We start from the raw sequence: 20,581 nt of genomic DNA on the forward strand, positions 1-20,581 counted from the left end.
TTAACTTTACACCGTCATTACGCCGTTGAAGAGCATCCAACTCGGAGGCGTTCTCGTCAAGCGCGCGATGCATGACGCATCCGTTAGCCTAAGTGAACCGGGTTTCGCCCGTTATAGCGGACCAAAGCGGATCGGCCAACCGAGATATCGGCAGCCGGTCAAGTTGGGTGGCACCGCGAGCAGACGCTCCTCGTCCCAATTCAGGGATGAAGGAGCGTCTTTATTTTTCTTGCGAAAGGCGGAGAAGAACGATGAACAGACGGCATAATTTCAACCCAGGACCGGCGGCGCTGCCCCTGGAGGTACTCAGGCAAGCGCATGAAGAGGCGGTTGAGTACGGTAATCGGGGGATGTCCCTCATGGAGATGTCCCACCGTTCGCCCGAGGTGGAACGCATCGTCTCCCATACGCGCGAGCTTCTCCTAGAGCTGCTCGGGCTGGACGATCGGTACGAGACGCTATTCATGGCCGGAGGCGCCAGCGCGCAATTCGGGCTGATTCCGATGAATCTCGCCACCGCTGATGCGCCGGGCAGCTACGTGCTAAGCGGCAGCTTCGCCGAGAAGGCGTATCAGGAGGCGATACGCGCCGGGAGCGCTCATGCCGCGGCCACGTCTAAGCAGACGGGCTGGCGCGATATTCCGAAGCGGGAGGAGATCCGTCTTGCGGAGAATGCGGCATATTTGCATATCACGACCAACAACACGATCGAAGGCACGCAGCTGCGCGAGCTGCCGGACGTACCTGAGAACGTGCCGCTGATCGGCGACATGACGAGCGACATCTTGAGCCGTCCGCTTGATTATGCGCGCTTCGGGCTCCTGTATGCTTCGGCTCAGAAGAATCTAGGTCCCGCTGGCGTAACGGCCGTCATCCTTCGGCGAGATCTGCTTGAACGCAGCGCGAAAGCAGATCTGCCGCTCATATTCCGCTACGATACGTTCGCGAAGAACGAATCGCTGTATAACACGCCGCCCGTTCACGCCATCTGGATGATGATGCTCGTGCTGGAATGGACGCGGAAGCAGGGCGGAGCTGCGAAGCTGGGCGAACGGAACGCGCAGAAAGCGAAACGGCTCTATGACGCGATCGACGCAAGCGGCGGGTTCTATGAAGGGATTGCCGCCGCCGAGGTCCGTTCGGATATGAACATCACGTGGAAGCTGCCGAACGAGGAGCTGGAGCGGTTGTTCCTTGAACAGGCGGAACGGAACGGCTTCGAAGGATTGGCCGGACACCGGAGCGTCGGCGGCTTGCGGGCATCGGCTTACAATGCGGTGCCGGAGCAATCGTGCATCGATTTGGCGGCGTTCATGCGCGAGTTTGTGCGAACGCACGGCTAATCGGTACGGCCTTGATAGGCACGGTCTGCCGTACGGTCTGTGGGCTGCTAGCGGCCGAGCCTATCAAGGCGCTTTTCATGAATGAGGCAGCGGTGGTAAAAGATAAACAAAACCGGATGAAGGAGCTGACAACGATGCATGCGACGCTGACCGATCCGCTCCAATCCGAAGCGCGTCCAGAGCGCTTCGGCCTTGCCGGCGAGGCGCTGGACGAACTGCTGAAGGCGTGCAAGACTTGGAAAATCAAAGACGTCGTCGTCGTCAAAGACGGCCAGCTCGCGCTCGATTATCACGAGAGCGGTCAAGACAAGCTCGGCGCAATCTATTCCTGCACGAAAAGCGTGCTCTCGGCGCTCATCGGCATCGCGCTCGCGCGCGGAGAGATCGGCAGTCTGGACGACGCGGCGATTGATTATTTCGACGATATTCGGCTTGCGGATGACGACCCGCGTAAACGCGACATCCGCATCCGGCATCTGCTGACGATGACGCCCGGGTTCGATTGGCCGGAATTCGATAAGCCATACTGGGCGATGAAACGAACGGGCGACTGGGTGCAATATGTCTGGGAGCGTCCAATCGGCCATGTGCCCGGCGAGGTGTTCACGTACAATTCCGGCGGGTCGCACCTGTTATCGGCGATTTTGCGAAGAGCAGCGAGGCAAAGCGTCTACGATTATGCGGATGAGCATTTGTTCCGCAGACTCGGCTTCCGCAAGCCGAGATGGAACGAATCGGCAGGCGTGCATGAAGGCGGCGCCGGACTGCATCTGACGAGCCGGGATATGGCAAGATTCGGGCTGCTCTACTTGAACGGAGGCCGCTGGATGGGCGAGCAGATCGTAACCGAGACTTGGGTGAGCGAATCGTTGAGACAGCACCATAAAGGCTTCAGCCACTACGAACCGCCGATCTTCGGGGCCTACGGCTATCACTGGTGGGTTTCTCCACAGTCGCATAATGGCCATATCGACTGTTATTTTGCCAAAGGGTATGGCGGACAGTACATCTTCCTCGTTCCAGAGATGAAGCTGGTTGCGGCGATGCGCAAGGAACCGACGGACAAGAGCGAGGCGATCTATGCGAAAAAAGTGCTGTTCGAGCATTTGCTGCCCGTGATGGAGTAGTTAACCAATGAGGGAGCAGACGCTGGATGCATGCTTGCCCGTCGGCAACTCATTGGGAATCTGGCGACGGATCAGTCTCGCTGAACACAATCCGGTTGCCGAACGGGTCGGTGACAGAGACGTCCAAGCTTCCCCATGGCGTCGTCTCCAACCCCGGCTTGGCATAGCGGTAATCGGACGCGTGCAGTTGTTGGTGAAATGCGCGAATGCCGCTCATCTGCAAGATGATCGCCGACCCTGGCGTGGCGTCGCCGTGATGCTCGGACAGGTGCAGGGCCAGTCCGTCCCGCGATACCTGCATATACAGCGGGAAGTTCTCGCCGAAGCGATGCTCCCAATCCTTCTGAAAGCCCAAATATTCGCAGTAAAATTCAATCGCCTTCGGAATATCGAAGATGCGAAAGATGGGCACGATTGCGTTCAATTTGGTTGCGGCGATTGCTTCTGACACGTGAACCAGCCTCCATATCTATTGGTAATCTATGCAAGATTATCGTGTCATTCCGGTCCTGGACTGTCAAGTTGCGGAAGGCGCATCCCTGCAGCTGTGGTACGCCAAAATAGTGGATTGTTCAAGTTGACGCCTGCCTTTTCCCTGTTATATGGTGGTAGGAAATAAGCTACCATGGACATAAGGGAGAAAGATTCAGTTGATGACATTCAGCGAACAACATGACCCGCTTAGCGCGGTTGCGATCATGGATGAACTATTGGAGCTTGGCGTATGCGAAGGCGATACGTTAATCGTGCACTCGTCGATCAAAGCGTTCAATCGGTTCCTGATCGGCGGGGCGCCTGCCCTCATTCTCGGCATTGAAGCGGCGGTGGGAGAAGAAGGGACGATCGTCATGCCCGCTCACAGCGGCGATCTCTCCGACCCGGCTAAGTGGGAGAATCCGCCTGTTCCGCAGGCGTGGTGGTCAGACATCCGCGAGAATATGCCTGCCTTCGATCGATGTCTGACGCCTACATACGGAATTGGCACGGTTGCCGAGACGTTCCGCAAGCAGACAGGTACACTTCGAAGCGGACATCCGCAAGTATCGTTCTGCGCGCGCGGTCCCAAAGCCGAATGGTTGACATCCGGGCATGCATACGATGATGGACTTGGAGAACAATCTCCGCTAGCGAAGCTGTATGAGGACGACGCGCGCGTTCTGCTGCTCGGAGCCGGCCACTCGAGCAATACGTCGCTGCATCTGGCGGAATATCGCGCCCGTTATGGCAGCAAGGCGTTCGTCTCAAGCAGCGCCCCCGTCTTCGTGGACGGCAACCGGCAGTGGCGGACGTTCCACGATATCGCGCTGACCACCGAAGATTTCGAGGTGATTGGAGATGCTTTCGAGAAGGAGAGCGGGCTTACGTCATGTCGTAACATCGGAGATGCCGAAGTCAAGCTAATGCCAGTCCGCGCGCTCGTGGATTTCGCGGTGGAATGGATGGAGAAATACCGCTAGATAGGGAAGAAGCCTCCTGTCCATATCGTTGGATCAGGAGGCTTTTGTGCGAAGAGATAGCGGCATGGGAGGGGAAGTCAGCCGCGCCAGAGCAGGCGAGTTCGTAGGACGAATACGGGGAGCGACCGGTCATCGGTGCGCAGTAGTGGATGGGGGAAGGTTCGATTGATGAATCGGGGACTGATATTTTAGTTTACATAATTATGTTTATGGAATCTAGGTGACGAAGTGTCCGTGAGTCATGCTTCGTATGGCGATTTCCATTTGCCCATTTGTTTGCGCAGCAGTACGATTTGGCCGGAATGAAAGGCGTCGTGCATCACCCAAAGGCTCAATTCGTTGCCCAAAGTCGTTTCTCCTAATGATTCGTCGAGCTTCTCGGCCGTCGCTTCCGCGAGCGCTGCGCGAATCTGCTCGAATATTCCGATCGCTCTCGCACATTCCGCCTCCCAGCCGGCCTGACCGGACTCATCCGTGTCGGCATGGAAAGTCGCGGTATTCGTTTCTCTCTTAAGACGTTCCGGGATCGGCAATCCGCGAAGACGGTATAGCATCCGCTCATTATAGAACAGGCAATGCTTCACGATTTGACGAATCGAATTGACGGACTCGACCGGCTTCCATTCGGCTTCTTGTTCGTTCAACCCCTCGATCGCGGTCTTGAACGGAACGTTCCAAGCTAGTTTCTCCCATGCGTGTTCGAATTGGACTATCAGTTGATTCGCATGTATCGCGCTCACGAGAACCCTCCAATTACTCAAAATGTGTAACTAGTGTTCTGAACTTTAAAGCGTTACAATGGGATTATAACCGAAAGAAGGATGAAATGTAACTACCTAATCCGAAATTTAATCGTTACTTAAGGAGAATATCCCGATGTTATGGATCGAACTATTGAACAGCGAGTGGCGGGATTGGAAAGGTGACGGCCATCTTACCGATAAATTAATGGACTTGGAGTGGCGGCAGAAGTTCGCGGCTCAACTAGGGTGGGGGGAGCTTCCTTATCCGTCCGAAGATCAGGTGGAGAAGCTGGTGCACTTAAGATCGGAGCTTCATAATTGGGCGCGCCACCTGCAGCAGAATAGCGGGTTGACGCTTGATGCGATTGAGCGGTTGAATGGGTGGATGGCAGCAGGGGGTTACCGCAAGCGCCTGATGAAGCGGGAAGAGCGCCTCGTGCTTACCGAAGAGACGCTCTTGAAGAATTGGGATACGCTAACGGCGGCGTTCGCAGATAGTTTCGCCCAATTCACTGCTGAAGGGGAACCGTCCCGGATCAAATTTTGCGATAATCCGAACTGCTTATGGGTGTTCTTGGATGAAACACGCAATCGGACGAAACGATACTGCGACGACAAACTGTGCGGGAACCTGATGAAGGTCCGGCGTTTCCGGGCCAAAATCAAGACGGGTGCAAAGCCAGACGAACAGTGAGGTTCGCCTTGCCTCGAATTTACGTTATTGGTACCGTCGTATCGGCTTCAGCCAGAGCCATGCAGCGCTGGCAACCGCGATTAATCCCACGCCGCTAAACAGCAGCACGTTCGACGCTCCGAAGCCGTCCGCCATGGCCGCCATAATCGTAAGGCCCAGCGGGGGCGCGACGCTCGTAAGCGAGCCTAATATACCGAACATGCGTCCTTGCAGCTCGGATGGCACCTCGACGCGCATGATCACATTCACGAGAAGCGTGCAGAACGAGAAGAACGTCCCGACGACGAGAATGAGCGGAATCGCGGCGGCAGCCTGCGGCATCATCGCGATCGCGATATAGAGCGGTCCCATCGCCAGCATGCTTCCGAGTATGAGATGGCCGCGACGTCGAGGACTTTTGGACAACCCCATTATCGTAACCGCCCCGATTGCATAGCCGAGCGGGATAGCCGCTTCGATCAGACCAAAATGAATGGGGCTGGCCTGCCAGACTTTAACCGCCATTACCTGAATGAGCATCAGATTCGCGACAAAGAACAAGATGACGAACGTCGTCAGGAACGTGACGCCTCTGGCGAATGGATCGGCCCATACTCGCTTAATCCCTTCCAGCCAATCTTGGCGAAAACTGTTCTGCTCGGTCTGCGCGCGTTCCGCTTGCGGGAATGTGCCCGCTGCGAATACGAGCAGAGCGGATAAGCCGAACAGAATGGCGTCCGTCACGATGGCAATAACGCCGCCGAACTGGGCGACGATGTAGCCGCCGATCGCAAGTCCCGATATCCGGGCTGCGTTATCGGCGATGTTCATCAAGCCGGCTGCCTGCTGTACGCGATCCCGGCCGACCAAATCCGTGATGCTCGCTTGCGAAGAAGGCGATTGCAATAAACCTGCGACGGCGGATAATGCGGATAGCGCCACGATCCACATGAACGGCTGATCCAAGTGAGCCATAACCAGCGCGATTCCGCTCACGATCAAGAACCGGGAGGAATCGCAGATCATCATTAAGAGTCTGCGGTTCAACCGATCGGCGATCGTGCCGGCGAAGGAACCGAGCAGCAGACTAGCTATCATATGAGTAACGGTAATAAGCGACATCTTAGCCGCGCTGCCCGTAGTTTGGAGCACCCATAGATTGAGGGCGATGCTGTGAAAGCAATTGCCGAACACCGACAACGTAGATCCGGTGAATAGCAGCATGAACTTGCGATTACGGTGCAAAGGCACGGATCGGACTAGCGAGCCCGCCGCGTCTTCCGCCTCTGGCGAAGTAGGGACGAACATGGGAGGACAACTCCTTACTTAATCGTTTAAGTTATGTGAAGAAAAGGCAAACGCGCTATACTGTAGCCGATTCGTTTGCCGAGATCCAGATCATTTTTGGTGAGTCGTTTGGAATTTGGAGCTTCAGATGCTGCATCATAAGCGTGCATGCGGTTTGCGCTTTTATCGGCTGAACAGCAACCGTTGCAACAGCAGGAGGCAGGAGACTTTCCATCCCGTTCAAGCAAACCACGGCTAGCTGCTCGTGTGCGATGTACCGCGCGGCGATGACGCCGAGCAATTCACCAATCACGACAACGACGCGACGTTCCTTAGCTTGCTGCATCAGGAAAACTTCGACTGCTGCTATGTCCGTGTCCATAACCAGGAGCGAATGGACGGGATCACTTCCCGCCAGACGGAGGAGACTGTCTTGAATGAGTTTATTTACGCCGTCGTTATGGAACCGTTCGGCTAGAATCGCGACAGACAACTCACTTGTATTGTTGGTTATGCGGTTGCGGTCTTGAAGCCTGGCTAGTACCCGTCGAACGAGCTCGCCATAGTCCGGAACGATTTTATGAAACAGATTATCATCGATAATACTGTCGATCACGACAAGCGGAACGCCCATCGGGAATCGTTCGGAGATCGCGTAGAATGCCGTCTCCTTCACGTCCAGTAGGAAGACGCCATCCAATTTGCGTTCGAGCACGATGTCCAGCAGCGGATCATTCGCGTCGAGCGACGCCACGATGACATGATAGCCTTGCGCAGTGAGCAGGTTCTCGAGCTCCGCGATGAACTGTTGACGCGGCACGTTGCGCCAATAAGCTTCGTCCGGCAGCCGGTTGACCAAAATGCCGATCATTTTCGTCTGACCTTTCACGAGCGACTTGGCCATCAGGTTCGGCACGTAATTCAACCGCTTGGCCGTCTCGCGCACGAGGCATTTGGTTTCATCGGGGATTTTCTGATTCTGCACGTCATTTAGAATATAGCTGACGGTTGCGACGGAGACGCCGGCTTCGCGGGCAATGTCTTTCATCGTCGTTTTTTTCATGGGAACACCTCCAATCGCTTCACTTAATCGTTTAAGTTAACGATAGCACGGAAGGAGGGCGATGTCTAGTGGCTGTTGGGGCACGATTAAGGGACTGAGGGTTGACAGCAGATCGTAAGTGCGGGATTTCAAAAAAATTCTCGAATCAGCAATGAAGATTGTATTGTATTTTAGTTTACATAACTATTATTATGGAATCTAAGTTGCGCAGAGAGTCCGGTCGAGTTTTAACTCGATCCCATTCTGGTGTATCATAAGAGAATACGAAATGAGAAGGAGGATCCTTGGCTATGCAAGAACAACAATCACCATCGCCGCGCGAAGAGCTGGCGGTCTTCGCCGGAGGATGCTTCTGGTGCATGGTAACGCCGTTCGAGGAGATGCCCGGCGTCATCCGCGTTACGTCCGGTTACATCGGCGGGCATATCGAACATCCAACCTATGAACAGGTGTGCAGCGAGACGACCGGTCATGCGGAAGCCGTACAGATCGCATATGATCCTGAGCTAATGCCGTATGAGAAGCTGCTTGATATTTTCTGGCGCAGCGTCGATCCGACCGACGAAGGCGGACAATTCTATGACCGCGGTTCGTCCTATCGGACGGGCATATTCTATTACACGGAGGAGCAGCGGAATCAGGCTGAAGCCTCCAAGGTTGAACTTGCCGCCAGCGGCCGGTTTTCGAAGCCGATCGTGACCGAGATCGTCCCGGCGACGACCTTTTATCCAGCGGAAGAATATCACCAGGACTACCATAAGAAGAATCCGTTCCGTTATAAAATGTATCGGAAGGGCTCCGGCCGCGACGCTTTCCTTAAGTCGCATTGGAACAACGATCTGGACAAAGCTGAGCTGAAGCAGCGTTTGACCAAAATGCAGTACGAGGTCACGCAGAACAGCGCGACGGAACCGCCATTCCGCAACGAGTTCTGGAATAATCACGAAGATGGTTTGTACGTGGACATCGTCTCCGGCGATCCACTTTTCACCTCAATGGACAAATACGACTCCGGCTGCGGCTGGCCAAGCTTCACCAAGCCAATCTCGGGCGGCACCGTAACCGAGCATGAAGATTTGACCCATGGCATGGTACGGATCGAGGTACGCAGCAGCCAGGCGGATTCCCACCTGGGACACGTCTTCGAGGATGGACCGATCGAGGCCGGGGGCTTACGTTATTGCATCAATTCGGCTGCGCTTCGGTTTATTCCGAAGGCGGATCTGGAGAAGGAAGGTTACGGCGCTTACCGTAAGTTGTTTGATGAGGAAGAATAGATTACATGCCCAAAAAACACGCCAATGCTGGCGTGTTTTTGTGTTGATAAAGGGATAAATCTAGCATACCGAGAATAAAACTTGAAAGTCGGGCACAGCACAAGGCGTCGAGAACGGCGCACAATAGCCGACGACGAAGCCGAAGAAATTCGTGACTGGCCAGATGAGAAAAACGTCGGTGAAGGTGAAGGCCAGCGTCCAGCGGAAGTAGCAGGATCCCGTGATGACGCGATCATCGTCGTCTGCTCGAGGCGTGAAACTGCCGGTTTGTGCGAGTTGAAGGGCGTTCTGTAGGGTTTGGGGGCGCTGCTGAATAAAGAGGCGCAGCAACCCGGGATTCGATTTCAGCAGCTGATAGACGCCTAACATCGCCGCCGGCGGCGCGCCTTGCGGTCTGGGCTGAGAGGCGAGAAGCCCAGCGATATTAGCTTGCGTCAATGTGCCGGGTTGCGTAGGCGGGACAAGCCCGCCAGGCTGCTGCTGCGTCGGGAATGGCGGTGTTAGTGTTCCGGGAACAAAGGGCAGTTGGCCTGGCTGCTGCGGCGTCAATGTGCCCGGGATGAAAGGCTGAGATGGGATAGGAGAGAGGGGCGTGGATAAAGGATTTCCCGGTGGCGTGAACGGCGTGCCCGCAGGCGGCTGCTGGAAGCCGCGCGGCGGATAGGCAGTGGCATCATACATATCGGTTCGATTAGCTCCTTTCCGATTGGGCGTGCATTAGTCAGCATAGCTTATGCGGTCAGGAGTCTAGAAGTTCGTATGTAACTAGTAGCGCAGTAAACGCTCGAGTGCAGCTTTAACAATTTCTTGAGTCGGCTGTAACCTTTTTGAAACAAATCGGCAGGTCGCATCGTTTATAGTGGTAACAACGGCAAAATTATGATGACCGCCATTCAAGAGCGCACTTAAGCGATCGAGCGAGCGAATGATGATTCAAGCGCTCGAACAAGCGGTAATGAGACTTAATGCTGTACACATGAAGGAGATGGGTGTTTTTATGAAAAAATCGGCAATCGGCGCAGCAGTATTGCTAACGGGTTTGGTCGTTTATATTTCCGCTGCCTACGCAGTTGGCGATAATTACCAGCCTGTGAAACAAACACCTGACACGGAAACCGCTTATGTCACTAGTTTAAAGGGCAATCAATTAACTACCGACGCCATTCAATGGTACGAAGGCCAAGATGCCAACCGGATTTTTTTGGAACGCGAACCGGATTCGGGTCTGGATGCAGCGCCTGATGGTTATTATATAGTTAACGACGACGAATCGGTCCAAACGATTAACGTGGATCCGAACGCGCAAGTTCTCATGCAAATCTACGACAAAACCGGCAATCCCGATGATCTCGATATCGTTTGGAACGAACCCATTACGTTCAAAGAGTTCGCCGACGCGCTGAACAAAACGGATGTCATTGATTTAAAAAATTATCCGTATCATTTGACGATCGAGAATGGCGTAGTAACGAAGATTGTGCAGCAATATGTGCCATAATAAAATTAAAAGATCGGGAAAAACGAGAAATCCGCGAGAATGGCTGGATTTCTCGTTTTGTGGCGGTATTACTTTTACACAAAACCCGTATTTTGTACATATGTCACTAAATCGGTTCGTGAAGTTAAACCATCTTCTATCCCGATTCATGCAGGAGCGCTGCGGCTTCCCAGGCACTGCACTTTGTCCGCTGCCAACAACCGTAACGTCCTTCCCCTTAAACGCATTAAAATCCGTATAGCCTAACGTGTGTGTGTGCCACTCTCGCCCTAAGGTCTTAAATACTTCAGGAACGTGTTTGAAGCCAGCTATGCGTAAACATACCTCGCGAGTCAGAGAAGCTTGCCAAGTCATGTGGTGTCCGAATAAACATATTCTGAGGCATCTGATTTTTCCAGAAATCCATCGGATAACCGAGCAACATATAAGACAAGTTACTCGAGACAGCATGTGCGGCTACTGAAATACCATACGGTCCTGACCCAATAATAATCAGATCTAACATCATACGACCTCCTCAACCGGTTTGTTGGATCGATTATACAATATCATTTGCAAATTGCAAATATAAGTGTTATAACTGATTCAGGAGGTCGTTACGATGGAAAATGTACGTAATTTGTTTCAACTTCTTTCAAGAAACTTCGGCTTATTAAATGAGCAATGCTGTGATAACTGTTGTGGTCAAGAGATTTCTCTTGTTCAGAGTCACATCTTGTATGAGATCAATCGGCAGCATCAACCCTCCATGCAGGAGATTGCGGGAGCTTTAGGGATGGATATCACAACCTTTAGCAGACAAGTGAAGACTCTGGTAGATAAGGGGTTGGTAAAGAAAACGCCTCATCCTGCCGATAACCGCATCAACATTTTGTCTTTAACACCAGTAGGACTTGGGATTGAGAATGACATTAATCTTACTGTTAACACTCAACTTCAGCGTGTTCTCTCCACGATGTCCGAATTCGAAAGAGAAACAGTTATTCGTTCCATTAAACTATTCAACGATGCGATGCAAACCTCCACTTCTTGTTGTCCGCCTCCTAAATAACGGAGGTCTTTTTCAAAGTTATAATTGCAAATTGCAAATAATTAATGACTTCAAGGAGGATGATAAATAATGAACACTTTGCCAACTGCAATTATCGGCGGTGGTCCGGTTGCCATGGCTGCAGCAGCACAACTTGTTAAAAGAAAGATGCCTTTTATGCTCTTTGAAAGAGGAGCTCATATTGGAGCAGCCATTCACAGTTGGCAGCATGTGAGAATGTTTTCTCCGTGGGAGTATAATATCGATTCTGCCGCAAAAGAACTCCTGGTCGAATCAGGTTGGAGCTTACCGCAACAAGATCATTTGCCTACAGGCGAGGAGTTAATCCATCTCTATTTATATCCATTATCTGAGCTTAGTTCAATACAACCACATATCCATCTGGAATCGACAGTAAAAGCTGTATATCGCAAAGGCTTCGATAAAATGAAGACGGCTGGCCGTGATCAGGTACCTTTCATTGTTGAGTACGAAAAGCAAGGCCAAACTCTTCATGTAGAAGCTTCTGCAGTCATCGATGCAACCGGAACGTGGCTTAGCCCTAATCCAATCGGAGCAAGTGGGAATGCAGCTGCAGGTGAACAAGAGCATGCACATCACATATCATATGGAATTCCAGACATTCTAGGAGCTAACCGTGAGCGGTATGCAGGTAAAAACATCGTTGTCGTGGGCGGCGGGCACTCGGCTATCCAGTCACTCTCATTACTACACGAACTGAAACTGCAAGTTCCCGAAACAACGATCCATTGGGTGTTGAGGAAACAGTCTGTTACTGAGGCTCTTGGGGGTGGCGAAAACGACGGTCTACCTGCACGTGGAGAACTGGGGATTCGCGCGAACCGGTATGTTCAAAACGGAAATGTTTTGGTCCATACCCCTTTCCGTATTCACCAGGTTAAGGAGACTGCCGGTAAGGTTTCACTTCATGGCACAAAGACTGGGCAAGATTACGACATTAATCAAATCGATGAAATCATCGTTGCAACAGGATCTAGACCAGACTTCTCGTTCCTCCGTGAACTACGATATGCAGCTGATTCAGCAATTGAATCTGTATCTCAATTGGCAGAGCTCATTGATCCTAATATTCATAGCTGTGGCACTGTTCGTCCTCATGGCGAGGCTGAGCTGCGCCAACCAGAAAAGAACTTCTATATTCTCGGTTCCAAAAGCTACGGCCGCGCACCAACTTTTTTGCTTGCAACTGGATATGAACAGGCTCGTAGCGTTGTTGCCGCATTAGCTGGGGATTTTATAGCTGCTCGTGAAGTGAAGCTTCACCTTCCCGAAACCGGTGTATGCTCGGTACCGAAGTCTGCTTTAACCGTTACACAGAACGAAAGTTGTTGCGGCGGCTCAGCACCTAAGAGGCTTATGGTTAAACCAATAGCTATTTCCTCATCAAGCAACTGCTGCGGGCCAAAGAAAGAGATTGAATCCGAGTCTTGCAGATCATCTAATGCTAAATAAGAATGACAAAAGGGGTTGTTTGCAATGAATGATTATTTAGTGGAGAACTTAATGCAGCAGCGTAATGTTGAGATCGAAGCAAACGCTCGGAATTATTGGCAGTGGAGCACACTGAAAAAGGAAAACCTACTCCTTGCTGTTAATAGCGAAGGCAGACGATCAGTAGACCGTCTGCCTCTAGCTCATTATTAAGCCTTATAAAGCTGCTCCAATGCTTCACGCTGTGGAGGCTTGATGTTTACCTTAGGCCGGATCGACTTTGCAAGATCCTCTGCCTCTTCAATGGTCTGGCTTATGCCGAGTTCAATAAGTGTTCCAACCGCCACAGCGCCTGTTCTACCACTTCCACCGCCACACTGGAAACCAACCTTCTGGCCGCCCTTGTAGGCCTCTACAATGTGTCTTACGGCCTGCTTAAACAGTTCGTCCTGTGGTTCCTAGCGAAACCTGGATCCATTTCAATTTGTCGTTAGCATATGCACATTCTGTTGCTTCGCCACGTAGATCTACTACAACACTAATGCCTTCATTCTTAAACATATCTTTAACATCTGCTGCACCTCCAAAAAAGATCTTATCTTCCACAAGGCTCTGGTAATTCTTTTGCATTGTTATCATTCCTCTTATTTTCGTTGGAAGGATGTAAATTCTACTGCTATCGGTCCGGATGTAGGCGGTGCACAGCAAAGTGACAAGTCCCTGGCTTCTCCTGCAGACTCAAATTCTGAATATTCTTTTGTATAGAAAATTTCCCATGCGTTACCGTCAGGATCATATTCCCATACCTTATCTTGCACGGCGTAACAGCAAGTCGTGTTCATCTCATCGATCGTTAACAAGTTGGCTTGACGGAGGCGTTCTCCCATCCCCAGAACATCTTCCGTATTATCAACTTGAAACCCTAGGTGGTTTAGTGCTCCAACTTTCTCAAACGGCCGTACATTTAATGAGAAATGCAGCGATGGTTCATCTAATTCAAACTTTGCATAATTCTCGTTCACCTTGCTCGGTTCTGTTCCGAAGAAACTGCGATAAAAAGCAAGGGAAGTCTCCAAAACGGAGCAGTTTAGAGCTACGTGCATTCGTTTAATGGCCATCTTATCCCTCCTATTTTGGAGAAGCGCGCATTCTGTTATACGAATGTGCGCTTCTGCGCTTTTCTATTTACCTGTTTCAACAAACTCACCGATACGGCTCTTAATAGAATCGCGCACTTCACGGAATTTAGCCGTTATTTCTTCCTCAGTTCCTGTTGCCTTTGCTGGATCTTCAAATCCCCAGTGCCATTTCACCACATTTGTGTTAGAGATTACTGGGCAATGCTCATCTGCATGACCACAAAGTGTAATGACATAGTCTGCACGATTCAAGATTTCAGGATCAATTACATCGGAAGAATGGTTTGTAATGTCGATACCAGCTTCTTGCATCGTTGCTACAGCTCTTGGGTTTAATCCATGTGCTTCAAGCCCTGCGCTTTTCACTTCATACTTGTCCCCGCCTAATGCTTTTAAGAAGCCGTCTGCAATTTGGCTGCGGCATGAATTACCTGTACACAAGAAATAAACGATTGGTTTTTTATCCATGAGTGATATCCCCTCTAATTAAGGTTTTGTTTGGTCTGACTTTTAGACTGGAGCTTATTCACGACAATCAAAGCAACACCAGCTATGACTGCTACTGCTGCAATAATGACCCAGATGTTTATCGAAACAGTGTCAATCACCAGCAACCATAGATACATGCCGATAACTGTGATGAACAGTGTAGGTACGGTCAACATGATACCAACCTTAAAGTAGTAGCCCCATCCAATTTTGACTCCTTTTTGGGACAAAACATGAAGCCAGAGTAATGTGGCAAGGGAACCAATCGGCGTAATCTTCGGTCCTAAATCTGACCCGATTACATTGGCATAAATTAAGGATTCTCGAATGATTCCTTCCGTCGACGTCCCCTTGATCGCTAACGCATCGATCATAACTGTAGGCATGTTGTTCATGATAGATGACAAGATAGCAGCTATGAAGCCGGCACCTACAGTAGATACGAAGTAGCTGTGTCATAAGAGTGGATTTAATTTGTTCGAATAAATCATGATTGTAAATCCACTTGTCTTTTAGGAGATCGAATAAGAACCACATTTTCCTATGTGTATCTTTTTCCTTATAAGAACTCTCAATGTTCGTCATCACCTTCTTTATATCCAGATCCAAGACAGTATTAATCGAATTATAAAACTCGTCCCCTCCCCCACAAAAATGTAAATTATGAACACAGTCCAATAAGGTTCTTTCTAAGTTTGTGCTCTTCACGAGATGACCATTTATATTGAACACTGATACATCTTTTTCTGGTTCTTTCAACTTTACGTGACGATAAGTCATATTCTTGTGTTTGAAAGTTGTAAACCGCTTGTCACTATGGACATATAGAGTATAATACACCTGGTTTGCAATACCATGTAGTTCAAAAGCACTGTGATAGCATAATATAGCATCAGAGGCCAATTTAGCAGCAACAATATAGCGGTCAGGCAGGCTTTTGCTATTTCTCGAAGATTTTATATAATAATGTCCTTTTCGTATCGCTTCAGCTTCTTGTTTCTGAACAAGATTATGGAGTTCTCACGGTCGTCATCCCTGCCGACAGGCGCAATGGCCCGGTATAAAGACGCCATCGAATGTTGTTGCTACCCGCATCAGTCGTATAAACGATGGATGCCCCCTGAGCGGCACAAAACAGTTGCAGAAGCAAAGGCCCCTGGGGCGAGCCGCCTTGAGGTGCAGCTTCAATCCCGGGACTATACGGGCATCTCGGGTTGAAAAGCGGAGCGGCCGTCCGCGGCTGGCTTCCTTCCTGCCGTATTCTGCGCACCATCTCCTCCTCCGACATTTCCCCCTGATCATCGTAAGTCTGTTGCCAATCGTCAAGCGCCAGCCTCATCCGAATCAGTATATCCCGGCAAGCCGGATCTTCAGCCAGATTTTTCATTTCGAAAGGATCGGACGAGGTATCGTATAGTTCCTCCGCTGGGCAATTACCCGACACCAATTCTACCTTTCTGTTGGAGTTTCTCTAGGCAAGAACACGTCGCAGTCTTGCCTACTTGCACACCAAGCTGACCTGGTATCACAGCAGCCGTTTACTTGCGGGCACGTAGAATTTTGTGAATTTTAATGGAGCGGGCAAGAGTGAAGGAGGCGGTCTGATAAACCTCCCTTTTTTTAATTTCTCAGCATATCCACCTTTGGACGATCTTTCGTTATTATCTATAACCTCGAAAAATGAAAGTCAATGAACAAAAAAGCGCAAAAGCTCAGGTTGCAATGAGCTTTTGCGCTGTATGACTATCGCGAAACATTTGGAATCTTTTCCATAAAGTTGCGAGGCATCGTAATGATGACTTCGGTTCCTACCCCCTCATCGCTGTCAATCTGTATGGTCCCCCCATGTTCGATCACGATCTCTTTTGCGATGGCCAAACCCAGTCCGGTACCGCCTGTCTTCCGCTGGCGAGCTAGATCAACGCGGTAAAAACGTTCGAACACAAGATTAATCTCCTTGCGCGGAATGCCAATGCCCTTATCGATGACATGGATACGAATTTGTTTTGGTTCGAATTTAGCTTTTACGCGAACCTCGTCATTACTGTATTTCAGTGCATTATCGATCAAAATAATCAGTAGCTGTTTTATTTTATAAGGGTCGCCAATCATCGACGAACTCGACCCTTCTAACTCTAATTTAATCTCTCTTTTGTGAACGTCCTTTTCTAACGCAATAGATTGCTTGCAGATGTTCACCATATCGAAGGCTTCAGCTTCCCGTACGTGCGAATTCTGAGATGCAGCTAAATCCAGCAGTTGCTGCGTCATGAACCGCATACGTCTTGTTTCTTCATAGATGGTTTCGATCGACTCTCTCTGCACGGTCTCATCTTTCCCGCCCCATCTGCGGAGCATATTAGCGTATCCCTCGACAATCGTAAGGGTCGTGTTTAATTCATGCGATGCATCTGAGATAAACCGCTGCTGAGAAGCGAAGCTTTCTTCTAAACGGTCCATCAAGCGATTAAAGGTAATTGTCATTTGAGCCATCTCGTTGTGAACGGAGCCTTGCAGCGGTATTCTTTTGAAAACCAGGCTTTCCTCGATCTCCTTCATCGTTTGAATGCTTTTGCTGATTGGCTTAATGATGGCTCGAGACAACAAGGATCCCCCGATGAAACTAAGAATGATCCCGCCGATCGTCGTGACGGTCAGTAATGTGATAAGAAGGTTTAGGTTCGTGTCCAGGGACTCCAGTTTTTCGGCGATTTCAAACATGCCTACTTGCTGCGATCCCGATCGGATAGGCATTCTGACCACAAGCAAACTTGTTTCATTGTCCTCCATTAGTTGCGATTCGATTTGAGTGCTTAGCTTAATTGTCGGAAGATCGAAAGCCTCTTCGCTTACCACGCTCTCGATCACCTGCTTGTCCGAATTTACCACGCGTATCATTGTGTCTTCTGGGAGAAGCAGACGCAGAAGCTGATGTTGTCCACCTTGAATAAGTCTATCCGCACCGACCTTTTCAATGATTTGTTCTGCTTTCGTTTGCAAGGACTCCGTTTCGCTCTGAGTCGCGCTGCGAATAAACAATCCATATACGGAAATGTCGATGCAAATCAGAATCCCGATCACTAACGAAGCGGTTAATATCATGATTTTGTTTTTCAGCTTCATGACCGCTCATCTCTCATGCAATACCCAACGCCTCGTATTGTTTGGATCAATTTCACCCGGAAATCCAAATCTACTTTTTTCCGCAAATAACGAACATAGACATCAACGATATTCGTTTCACCTTGAAAGTCATAGCCCCAGACATGCGTGATAATCTGTTCACGTTCCAGGACATGATTTTTATTTTCCATCAAATAGAGAAGAAGATCGTATTCCTTGGGTGTTAAATCGATGACTTGTCCTTCCCGGATAACGTCTCGAGTATTCTTGTTTAGACTAAGTCCACTTACGTTTAGTGTGGCATGATTCAGGGACGATTCCACGTCCTCTGTCCGATTTCGGATGCACGCACGCATACGAGCGAGTAGTTCTTCGATCTCAAAAGGCTTGGTCATATAGTCATTGGCCCCCAAGTCAAGTCCACTAACTTTCTCAGATGTCGTGTTGCGTGCGGTGAGCACGATAATCGGTGTAAGAAGATCGCTCTTGCGGATTCGCCTCAGCACCTCACTTCCTGTCATTTCAGGGAGCATAATGTCGAGTAGAATGATGTCCCAATGACCTGTCGAGGCCTTTGACAGCGCCTCCTTCCCGTTATCCGCTATTTCCACCTCGTACCCTTCATGTGTGAGTTCCAATTGCAGCAAGCGGGATACTTTCATTTCATCTTCTACAATTAATACGCGCTTCCTCATGGATTATCATCTTCACTTCCTCCCCAAATGTAAAAGACCTAAGCAGGTTTGTCCTGCTTAGGTTCGTCCCTCAAACTAAAATTAGTCGTTCTCTGCTGCAATTTTGCCGGTTAACAAATCAACGTTAACTTCATGCTCCTTGCCAGAAGCATCCGTAATGATTACATTATAAACCGTCTTGCCATCTTCGTCTTCGATCTTCACTTCTTTGGCAGTACCCGCAAATTCCTTCTGGGCAATCGCGATTGCTTGTTCTTTCGTTACGGCAGCATCCTTCAATACTTGCTGGACATTCGCAACTTCTTGATCGTCGGCCACTTCGCCGTCGCCATCGGATGCTTCTTGGTCGTCGGCCACTTCGCCGTCGCCGTCGGATTTTTCTACATTTCCGGCTCCCGTCTTGCCGGCTTCATTGTTAGTCACGGCCGATGTCTGCGTATCCGCGTTAGCTTGTGGGAGCAAAGCTGCGCCAGCAATTCCACCGCCCACCAGTGTGACGAGCAGCGCGGCTATCATGATCTTTTGTTTGTTCATTTTATATTTCCTCCTTTTAATTGCGTTCCGAACAAACTCCATTCTAACCGGTCGTTATGAGAACAAGGGGAGAGTTTGATTAAAAAACGGTGAGGAATCTTCATTCGTTTTTGAACCACGAGTCAGAACCCCCATCTAATTACTTGTTTATAAAGGTCATATCATCAACTCTTCGTCTATCGGATATTCCCAAAGTCCCAGTTTTCCCTTCACTGGAATAGAGGGCTTCAGCAGACGGAAACCCGCTATTTCCCACGCAAAATAACCTGGACTGTAATCGCCTAACAGGAAATCCTCATCTGTCACAACCTTCCCGCAATCCAGAATGGCTGACGTATGATTAGCGTCGATGACTTGATAACAATTTGTAAGTTCGCAAGTTGCAAGGATAACCCCCGTAGGGAGGTTTTGTTCCGTATAGCCATTCTTGGCGAGTAAAGAACGTATGGGTTCATTTTTGCAGGCCTGCTTATCGACTTTCTTGCTTGCATGAATGGCCAACGGTCCGCGATACCGGGTCTTCCAGGATCTTGTTTCATAGAGAGTCTCGCCTTGGACAAGCAGAGTCGCCCATGGTTGAATCATGGATAATACTTTCATTCCTCTACGCTCCAATATTGTTCATAATGAATTACTATTCCCCAAACATTCTCGAGACTTTCCATATCCGCATAAAAGAGACGCAATAACCATGGGACAATGTTTTGACTTCCGGCACCTGTCGGCCGTCCAAACCTACAATTAATCGCAAAACACCGTTATTCTCTATCGTTCTTCACAACGGAAATAACGGTGTTTAAATTTTTACACGTGAAGAGCACCAAACGCACCCGCTCCAGAGCAGCGGTATCCTCATAGAACTGATGAAGATGTCAACTAATTATCAGCTACGATAAGAGACGGGCTTTGCGGGGGATCGGTGTTTTTGACCCGATAGGTTAACAATTCGGAAATCGTCACGAACCGGTAACCTCGCTGTATTAATTCCGGCAAAATAATCTCTAATGCCGCGATTGTCTGCGACTTCCCATTAATGTATTCATGGAACAAAACAATGTCGCCGTTTCGGGCATGGTTCAGGACCGTGTCCGTAATTTTTTTGACACCAGGCCTGCTCCAATCCCTGGTGTCCTGATGCCAAGTCCACATGACGATTGTATAGCCTTCTTGCTTAAGCTGGCTAACTAAGCCCGCATTGAATACACCGCCCGGTGGCCGGAACAGTTCACACTTCTTGCCGGTTATGGCCATAATAACGCTCTCCGCATGAAGGATATCCCGTCTCATCTGATCCGGCGTCATTCGTCTGCTCAAATAACTGTGGCTGTATGTGTGGTTAGCCAATTCATGGCCGAAGGCCATCTCACGCTGAACAAGCTGCGGACTGCGCTCTACTTTGTCCCCCACCAGGAAGAACGTCGATTTGGCATTATACTTCTCAAGAAGATCAAGTATAGCCGGCGTATTAGTTGGATCGGGTCCATCGTCGAAGGTTAAGGCAATTACCTTATCTTTCGTTGGTACCTGCCAGACCACATCTCCGCTCTGTTCATAGTCGCTCTTACTCCTGTCAGGTGCTGCGAATCCATGACCTGCGACCAGCCAGAAGCAGCTAATTCCGAGCACAACA

23 protein-coding genes and 1 pseudogene are annotated in these 20,581 nt (G+C 49.9%); 9 read left to right on the forward strand and 15 right to left on the reverse strand.

Features of this window, described 5'->3' with window-relative positions; all coding sequences use genetic code 11:
- Positions 1-251 precede the first annotated feature (251 nt).
- Both serC and ACFFSY_RS22070 read left to right on the forward strand, forming a co-directional pair.
- Entirely contained in the window at positions 252-1,343 is a 1,092-nt protein-coding gene (gene serC, locus ACFFSY_RS22065) for a 3-phosphoserine/phosphohydroxythreonine transaminase (RefSeq protein WP_377498121.1), read from the forward strand.
- A gap of 92 nt (positions 1,344-1,435) precedes the next feature.
- Entirely contained in the window at positions 1,436-2,470 is a 1,035-nt protein-coding gene (locus tag ACFFSY_RS22070; RefSeq protein WP_377498123.1) for a serine hydrolase domain-containing protein, read from the forward strand.
- A gap of 49 nt (positions 2,471-2,519) precedes the next feature.
- Here ACFFSY_RS22070 and ACFFSY_RS22075 read toward each other — a convergent pair whose 3' ends face one another.
- Positions 2,520-2,894 (reverse strand): glyoxalase superfamily protein, encoded by a 375-nt coding sequence (locus tag ACFFSY_RS22075; RefSeq protein ID WP_377498404.1) that lies wholly within the window; start codon positions 2,892-2,894, stop codon positions 2,520-2,522.
- Positions 2,895-3,123: 229 nt separating this feature from the next.
- On the opposite strand from ACFFSY_RS22075, the gene ACFFSY_RS22080 reads away from it, so the two are divergent.
- A complete protein-coding gene (locus ACFFSY_RS22080) occupies positions 3,124-3,927 on the forward strand; it encodes an AAC(3) family N-acetyltransferase (protein ID WP_377498406.1) in 804 nt (267 codons plus the stop codon).
- Positions 3,928-4,166: 239 nt separating this feature from the next.
- Here ACFFSY_RS22080 and ACFFSY_RS22085 read toward each other — a convergent pair whose 3' ends face one another.
- Positions 4,167-4,667 carry a DinB family protein gene (locus tag ACFFSY_RS22085; RefSeq protein WP_377498125.1) on the reverse strand — a complete coding sequence of 167 codons (501 nt, stop codon included), beginning with the start codon at positions 4,665-4,667 and terminating at the stop codon, positions 4,167-4,169.
- Positions 4,668-4,803: 136 nt separating this feature from the next.
- Here ACFFSY_RS22085 and ACFFSY_RS22090 point away from each other — a divergent pair, with 136 nt between their 5' ends.
- Positions 4,804-5,364, forward strand: a complete 561-nt coding sequence (locus ACFFSY_RS22090; RefSeq protein ID WP_377498127.1) for a CGNR zinc finger domain-containing protein — start codon at positions 4,804-4,806, stop codon at positions 5,362-5,364.
- Positions 5,365-5,388: 24 nt separating this feature from the next.
- Here ACFFSY_RS22090 and ACFFSY_RS22095 read toward each other — a convergent pair whose 3' ends face one another.
- Both ACFFSY_RS22095 and ACFFSY_RS22100 read right to left on the reverse strand, forming a co-directional pair.
- A complete protein-coding gene (locus ACFFSY_RS22095; protein ID WP_377498129.1) occupies positions 5,389-6,651 on the reverse strand; it encodes an MFS transporter in 1,263 nt (420 codons plus the stop codon).
- A 55-nt stretch (positions 6,652-6,706) separates the two neighbouring features.
- On the reverse strand, positions 6,707-7,693 hold the full coding sequence (locus ACFFSY_RS22100) for a LacI family DNA-binding transcriptional regulator (protein WP_377498131.1): 987 nt from the start codon (positions 7,691-7,693) through the stop codon (positions 6,707-6,709).
- A 290-nt stretch (positions 7,694-7,983) separates the two neighbouring features.
- Here ACFFSY_RS22100 and msrA point away from each other — a divergent pair, with 290 nt between their 5' ends.
- Positions 7,984-8,970 carry a peptide-methionine (S)-S-oxide reductase MsrA gene (gene msrA, locus ACFFSY_RS22105; protein ID WP_377498133.1) on the forward strand — a complete coding sequence of 329 codons (987 nt, stop codon included), beginning with the start codon at positions 7,984-7,986 and terminating at the stop codon, positions 8,968-8,970.
- A 60-nt stretch (positions 8,971-9,030) separates the two neighbouring features.
- Here msrA and ACFFSY_RS22110 read toward each other — a convergent pair whose 3' ends face one another.
- Complete coding sequence (locus ACFFSY_RS22110; protein WP_377498135.1) at positions 9,031-9,651, reverse strand: hypothetical protein; 621 nt, start codon at positions 9,649-9,651, stop codon at positions 9,031-9,033.
- Between the two features lie 244 nt (positions 9,652-9,895).
- Here ACFFSY_RS22110 and ACFFSY_RS22115 point away from each other — a divergent pair, with 244 nt between their 5' ends.
- Positions 9,896-10,468, forward strand: coding sequence for a hypothetical protein (locus ACFFSY_RS22115; RefSeq protein WP_377498137.1), 573 nt, complete (start codon positions 9,896-9,898; stop codon positions 10,466-10,468).
- On the opposite strand, the gene ACFFSY_RS22120 is transcribed toward ACFFSY_RS22115, so the two are convergent.
- Positions 10,394-10,918 carry a SidA/IucD/PvdA family monooxygenase gene (locus ACFFSY_RS22120; protein WP_377498139.1) on the reverse strand — a complete coding sequence of 175 codons (525 nt, stop codon included), beginning with the start codon at positions 10,916-10,918 and terminating at the stop codon, positions 10,394-10,396. The two genes, ACFFSY_RS22115 and ACFFSY_RS22120, sit on opposite strands and share 75 nt — an antisense overlap.
- A gap of 151 nt (positions 10,919-11,069) precedes the next feature.
- Between ACFFSY_RS22120 and ACFFSY_RS22125 the strand changes: the two genes are divergently transcribed.
- The 3 genes from ACFFSY_RS22125 to ACFFSY_RS22135 all read left to right on the forward strand — a co-directional run bounded on the left by ACFFSY_RS22125 (position 11,070) and on the right by ACFFSY_RS22135 (position 13,184).
- Complete coding sequence (locus ACFFSY_RS22125) at positions 11,070-11,519, forward strand: MarR family winged helix-turn-helix transcriptional regulator (protein WP_377498141.1); 450 nt, start codon at positions 11,070-11,072, stop codon at positions 11,517-11,519.
- 69 nt (positions 11,520-11,588) lie between these two features.
- Positions 11,589-12,992: an NAD(P)-binding domain-containing protein gene (locus ACFFSY_RS22130; protein WP_377498143.1), complete on the forward strand. Its 1,404-nt coding sequence runs from the start codon at positions 11,589-11,591 to the stop codon at positions 12,990-12,992.
- Between the two features lie 24 nt (positions 12,993-13,016).
- Entirely contained in the window at positions 13,017-13,184 is a 168-nt protein-coding gene (locus ACFFSY_RS22135; protein ID WP_377498145.1) for a hypothetical protein, read from the forward strand.
- Positions 13,185-13,406: 222 nt separating this feature from the next.
- Here ACFFSY_RS22135 and ACFFSY_RS22140 read toward each other — a convergent pair whose 3' ends face one another.
- From ACFFSY_RS22140 to ACFFSY_RS22185, 9 genes and pseudogenes are all read right to left on the reverse strand, one after another.
- Positions 13,407-13,601 (reverse strand): hypothetical protein, encoded by a 195-nt coding sequence (locus tag ACFFSY_RS22140; RefSeq protein WP_377498147.1) that lies wholly within the window; start codon positions 13,599-13,601, stop codon positions 13,407-13,409.
- Positions 13,602-13,615: 14 nt separating this feature from the next.
- Positions 13,616-14,089, reverse strand: coding sequence for an ArsI/CadI family heavy metal resistance metalloenzyme (locus ACFFSY_RS22145; RefSeq protein WP_377498149.1), 474 nt, complete (start codon positions 14,087-14,089; stop codon positions 13,616-13,618).
- A 63-nt stretch (positions 14,090-14,152) separates the two neighbouring features.
- A complete protein-coding gene (gene arsC / locus ACFFSY_RS22150; protein ID WP_377498151.1) occupies positions 14,153-14,578 on the reverse strand; it encodes an arsenate reductase (thioredoxin) in 426 nt (141 codons plus the stop codon).
- Positions 14,579-14,592: 14 nt separating this feature from the next.
- Positions 14,593-15,045, reverse strand: a pseudogene (locus ACFFSY_RS22155) (ArsB/NhaD family transporter); the annotation flags it as partial.
- A gap of 1,297 nt (positions 15,046-16,342) precedes the next feature.
- On the reverse strand, positions 16,343-17,722 hold the full coding sequence (locus tag ACFFSY_RS22165; RefSeq protein ID WP_377498155.1) for a sensor histidine kinase: 1,380 nt from the start codon (positions 17,720-17,722) through the stop codon (positions 16,343-16,345).
- Complete coding sequence (locus ACFFSY_RS22170) at positions 17,719-18,417, reverse strand: response regulator transcription factor (protein ID WP_377498157.1); 699 nt, start codon at positions 18,415-18,417, stop codon at positions 17,719-17,721. The genes ACFFSY_RS22165 and ACFFSY_RS22170 overlap by 4 nt, the downstream gene beginning before the upstream one ends.
- An 81-nt stretch (positions 18,418-18,498) precedes the next feature.
- Complete coding sequence (locus ACFFSY_RS22175; protein ID WP_377498159.1) at positions 18,499-18,951, reverse strand: PepSY domain-containing protein; 453 nt, start codon at positions 18,949-18,951, stop codon at positions 18,499-18,501.
- Positions 18,952-19,107: 156 nt separating this feature from the next.
- Positions 19,108-19,551 carry an ASCH domain-containing protein gene (locus ACFFSY_RS22180; RefSeq protein WP_377498161.1) on the reverse strand — a complete coding sequence of 148 codons (444 nt, stop codon included), beginning with the start codon at positions 19,549-19,551 and terminating at the stop codon, positions 19,108-19,110.
- A gap of 276 nt (positions 19,552-19,827) precedes the next feature.
- Positions 19,828-20,577, reverse strand: coding sequence for a polysaccharide deacetylase family protein (locus ACFFSY_RS22185; RefSeq protein ID WP_377498163.1), 750 nt, complete (start codon positions 20,575-20,577; stop codon positions 19,828-19,830).
- Positions 20,578-20,581: the final 4 nt, after the last annotated feature.

The sequence above is a fragment of the Paenibacillus aurantiacus genome, from assembly GCF_042431225.1.
Classification (GTDB): domain Bacteria; phylum Bacillota; class Bacilli; order Paenibacillales; family Paenibacillaceae; genus Paenibacillus_Z; species Paenibacillus_Z aurantiacus.

Coding starts and splice junctions, on each gene's coding strand:
- serC (WP_377498121.1), top strand. CDS start 252: ATGAACAGACGGCATAATTTCAACCCAGGACCGGCGGCGCTGCCCCTG.
- ACFFSY_RS22080 (WP_377498406.1), top strand. CDS start 3,124: ATGACATTCAGCGAACAACATGACCCGCTTAGCGCGGTTGCGATCATG.
- ACFFSY_RS22090 (WP_377498127.1), top strand. CDS start 4,804: ATGTTATGGATCGAACTATTGAACAGCGAGTGGCGGGATTGGAAAGGT.
- ACFFSY_RS22095 (WP_377498129.1), bottom strand. CDS start 6,651: ATGTTCGTCCCTACTTCGCCAGAGGCGGAAGACGCGGCGGGCTCGCTA.
- ACFFSY_RS22100 (WP_377498131.1), bottom strand. CDS start 7,693: ATGAAAAAAACGACGATGAAAGACATTGCCCGCGAAGCCGGCGTCTCC.
- msrA (WP_377498133.1), top strand. CDS start 7,984: ATGCAAGAACAACAATCACCATCGCCGCGCGAAGAGCTGGCGGTCTTC.
- ACFFSY_RS22110 (WP_377498135.1), bottom strand. CDS start 9,651: ATGTATGATGCCACTGCCTATCCGCCGCGCGGCTTCCAGCAGCCGCCT.
- ACFFSY_RS22115 (WP_377498137.1), top strand. CDS start 9,896: ATGATGATTCAAGCGCTCGAACAAGCGGTAATGAGACTTAATGCTGTA.
- ACFFSY_RS22120 (WP_377498139.1), bottom strand. CDS start 10,918: ATGCTGTCTCGAGTAACTTGTCTTATATGTTGCTCGGTTATCCGATGG.
- ACFFSY_RS22125 (WP_377498141.1), top strand. CDS start 11,070: ATGGAAAATGTACGTAATTTGTTTCAACTTCTTTCAAGAAACTTCGGC.
- ACFFSY_RS22130 (WP_377498143.1), top strand. CDS start 11,589: ATGAACACTTTGCCAACTGCAATTATCGGCGGTGGTCCGGTTGCCATG.
- ACFFSY_RS22135 (WP_377498145.1), top strand. CDS start 13,017: ATGAATGATTATTTAGTGGAGAACTTAATGCAGCAGCGTAATGTTGAG.
- ACFFSY_RS22140 (WP_377498147.1), bottom strand. CDS start 13,601: ATGCAAAAGAATTACCAGAGCCTTGTGGAAGATAAGATCTTTTTTGGA.
- ACFFSY_RS22145 (WP_377498149.1), bottom strand. CDS start 14,089: ATGGCCATTAAACGAATGCACGTAGCTCTAAACTGCTCCGTTTTGGAG.
- arsC (WP_377498151.1), bottom strand. CDS start 14,578: ATGGATAAAAAACCAATCGTTTATTTCTTGTGTACAGGTAATTCATGC.
- ACFFSY_RS22165 (WP_377498155.1), bottom strand. CDS start 17,722: ATGAAGCTGAAAAACAAAATCATGATATTAACCGCTTCGTTAGTGATC.
- ACFFSY_RS22170 (WP_377498157.1), bottom strand. CDS start 18,417: ATGAGGAAGCGCGTATTAATTGTAGAAGATGAAATGAAAGTATCCCGC.
- ACFFSY_RS22175 (WP_377498159.1), bottom strand. CDS start 18,951: ATGAACAAACAAAAGATCATGATAGCCGCGCTGCTCGTCACACTGGTG.
- ACFFSY_RS22180 (WP_377498161.1), bottom strand. CDS start 19,551: ATGAAAGTATTATCCATGATTCAACCATGGGCGACTCTGCTTGTCCAA.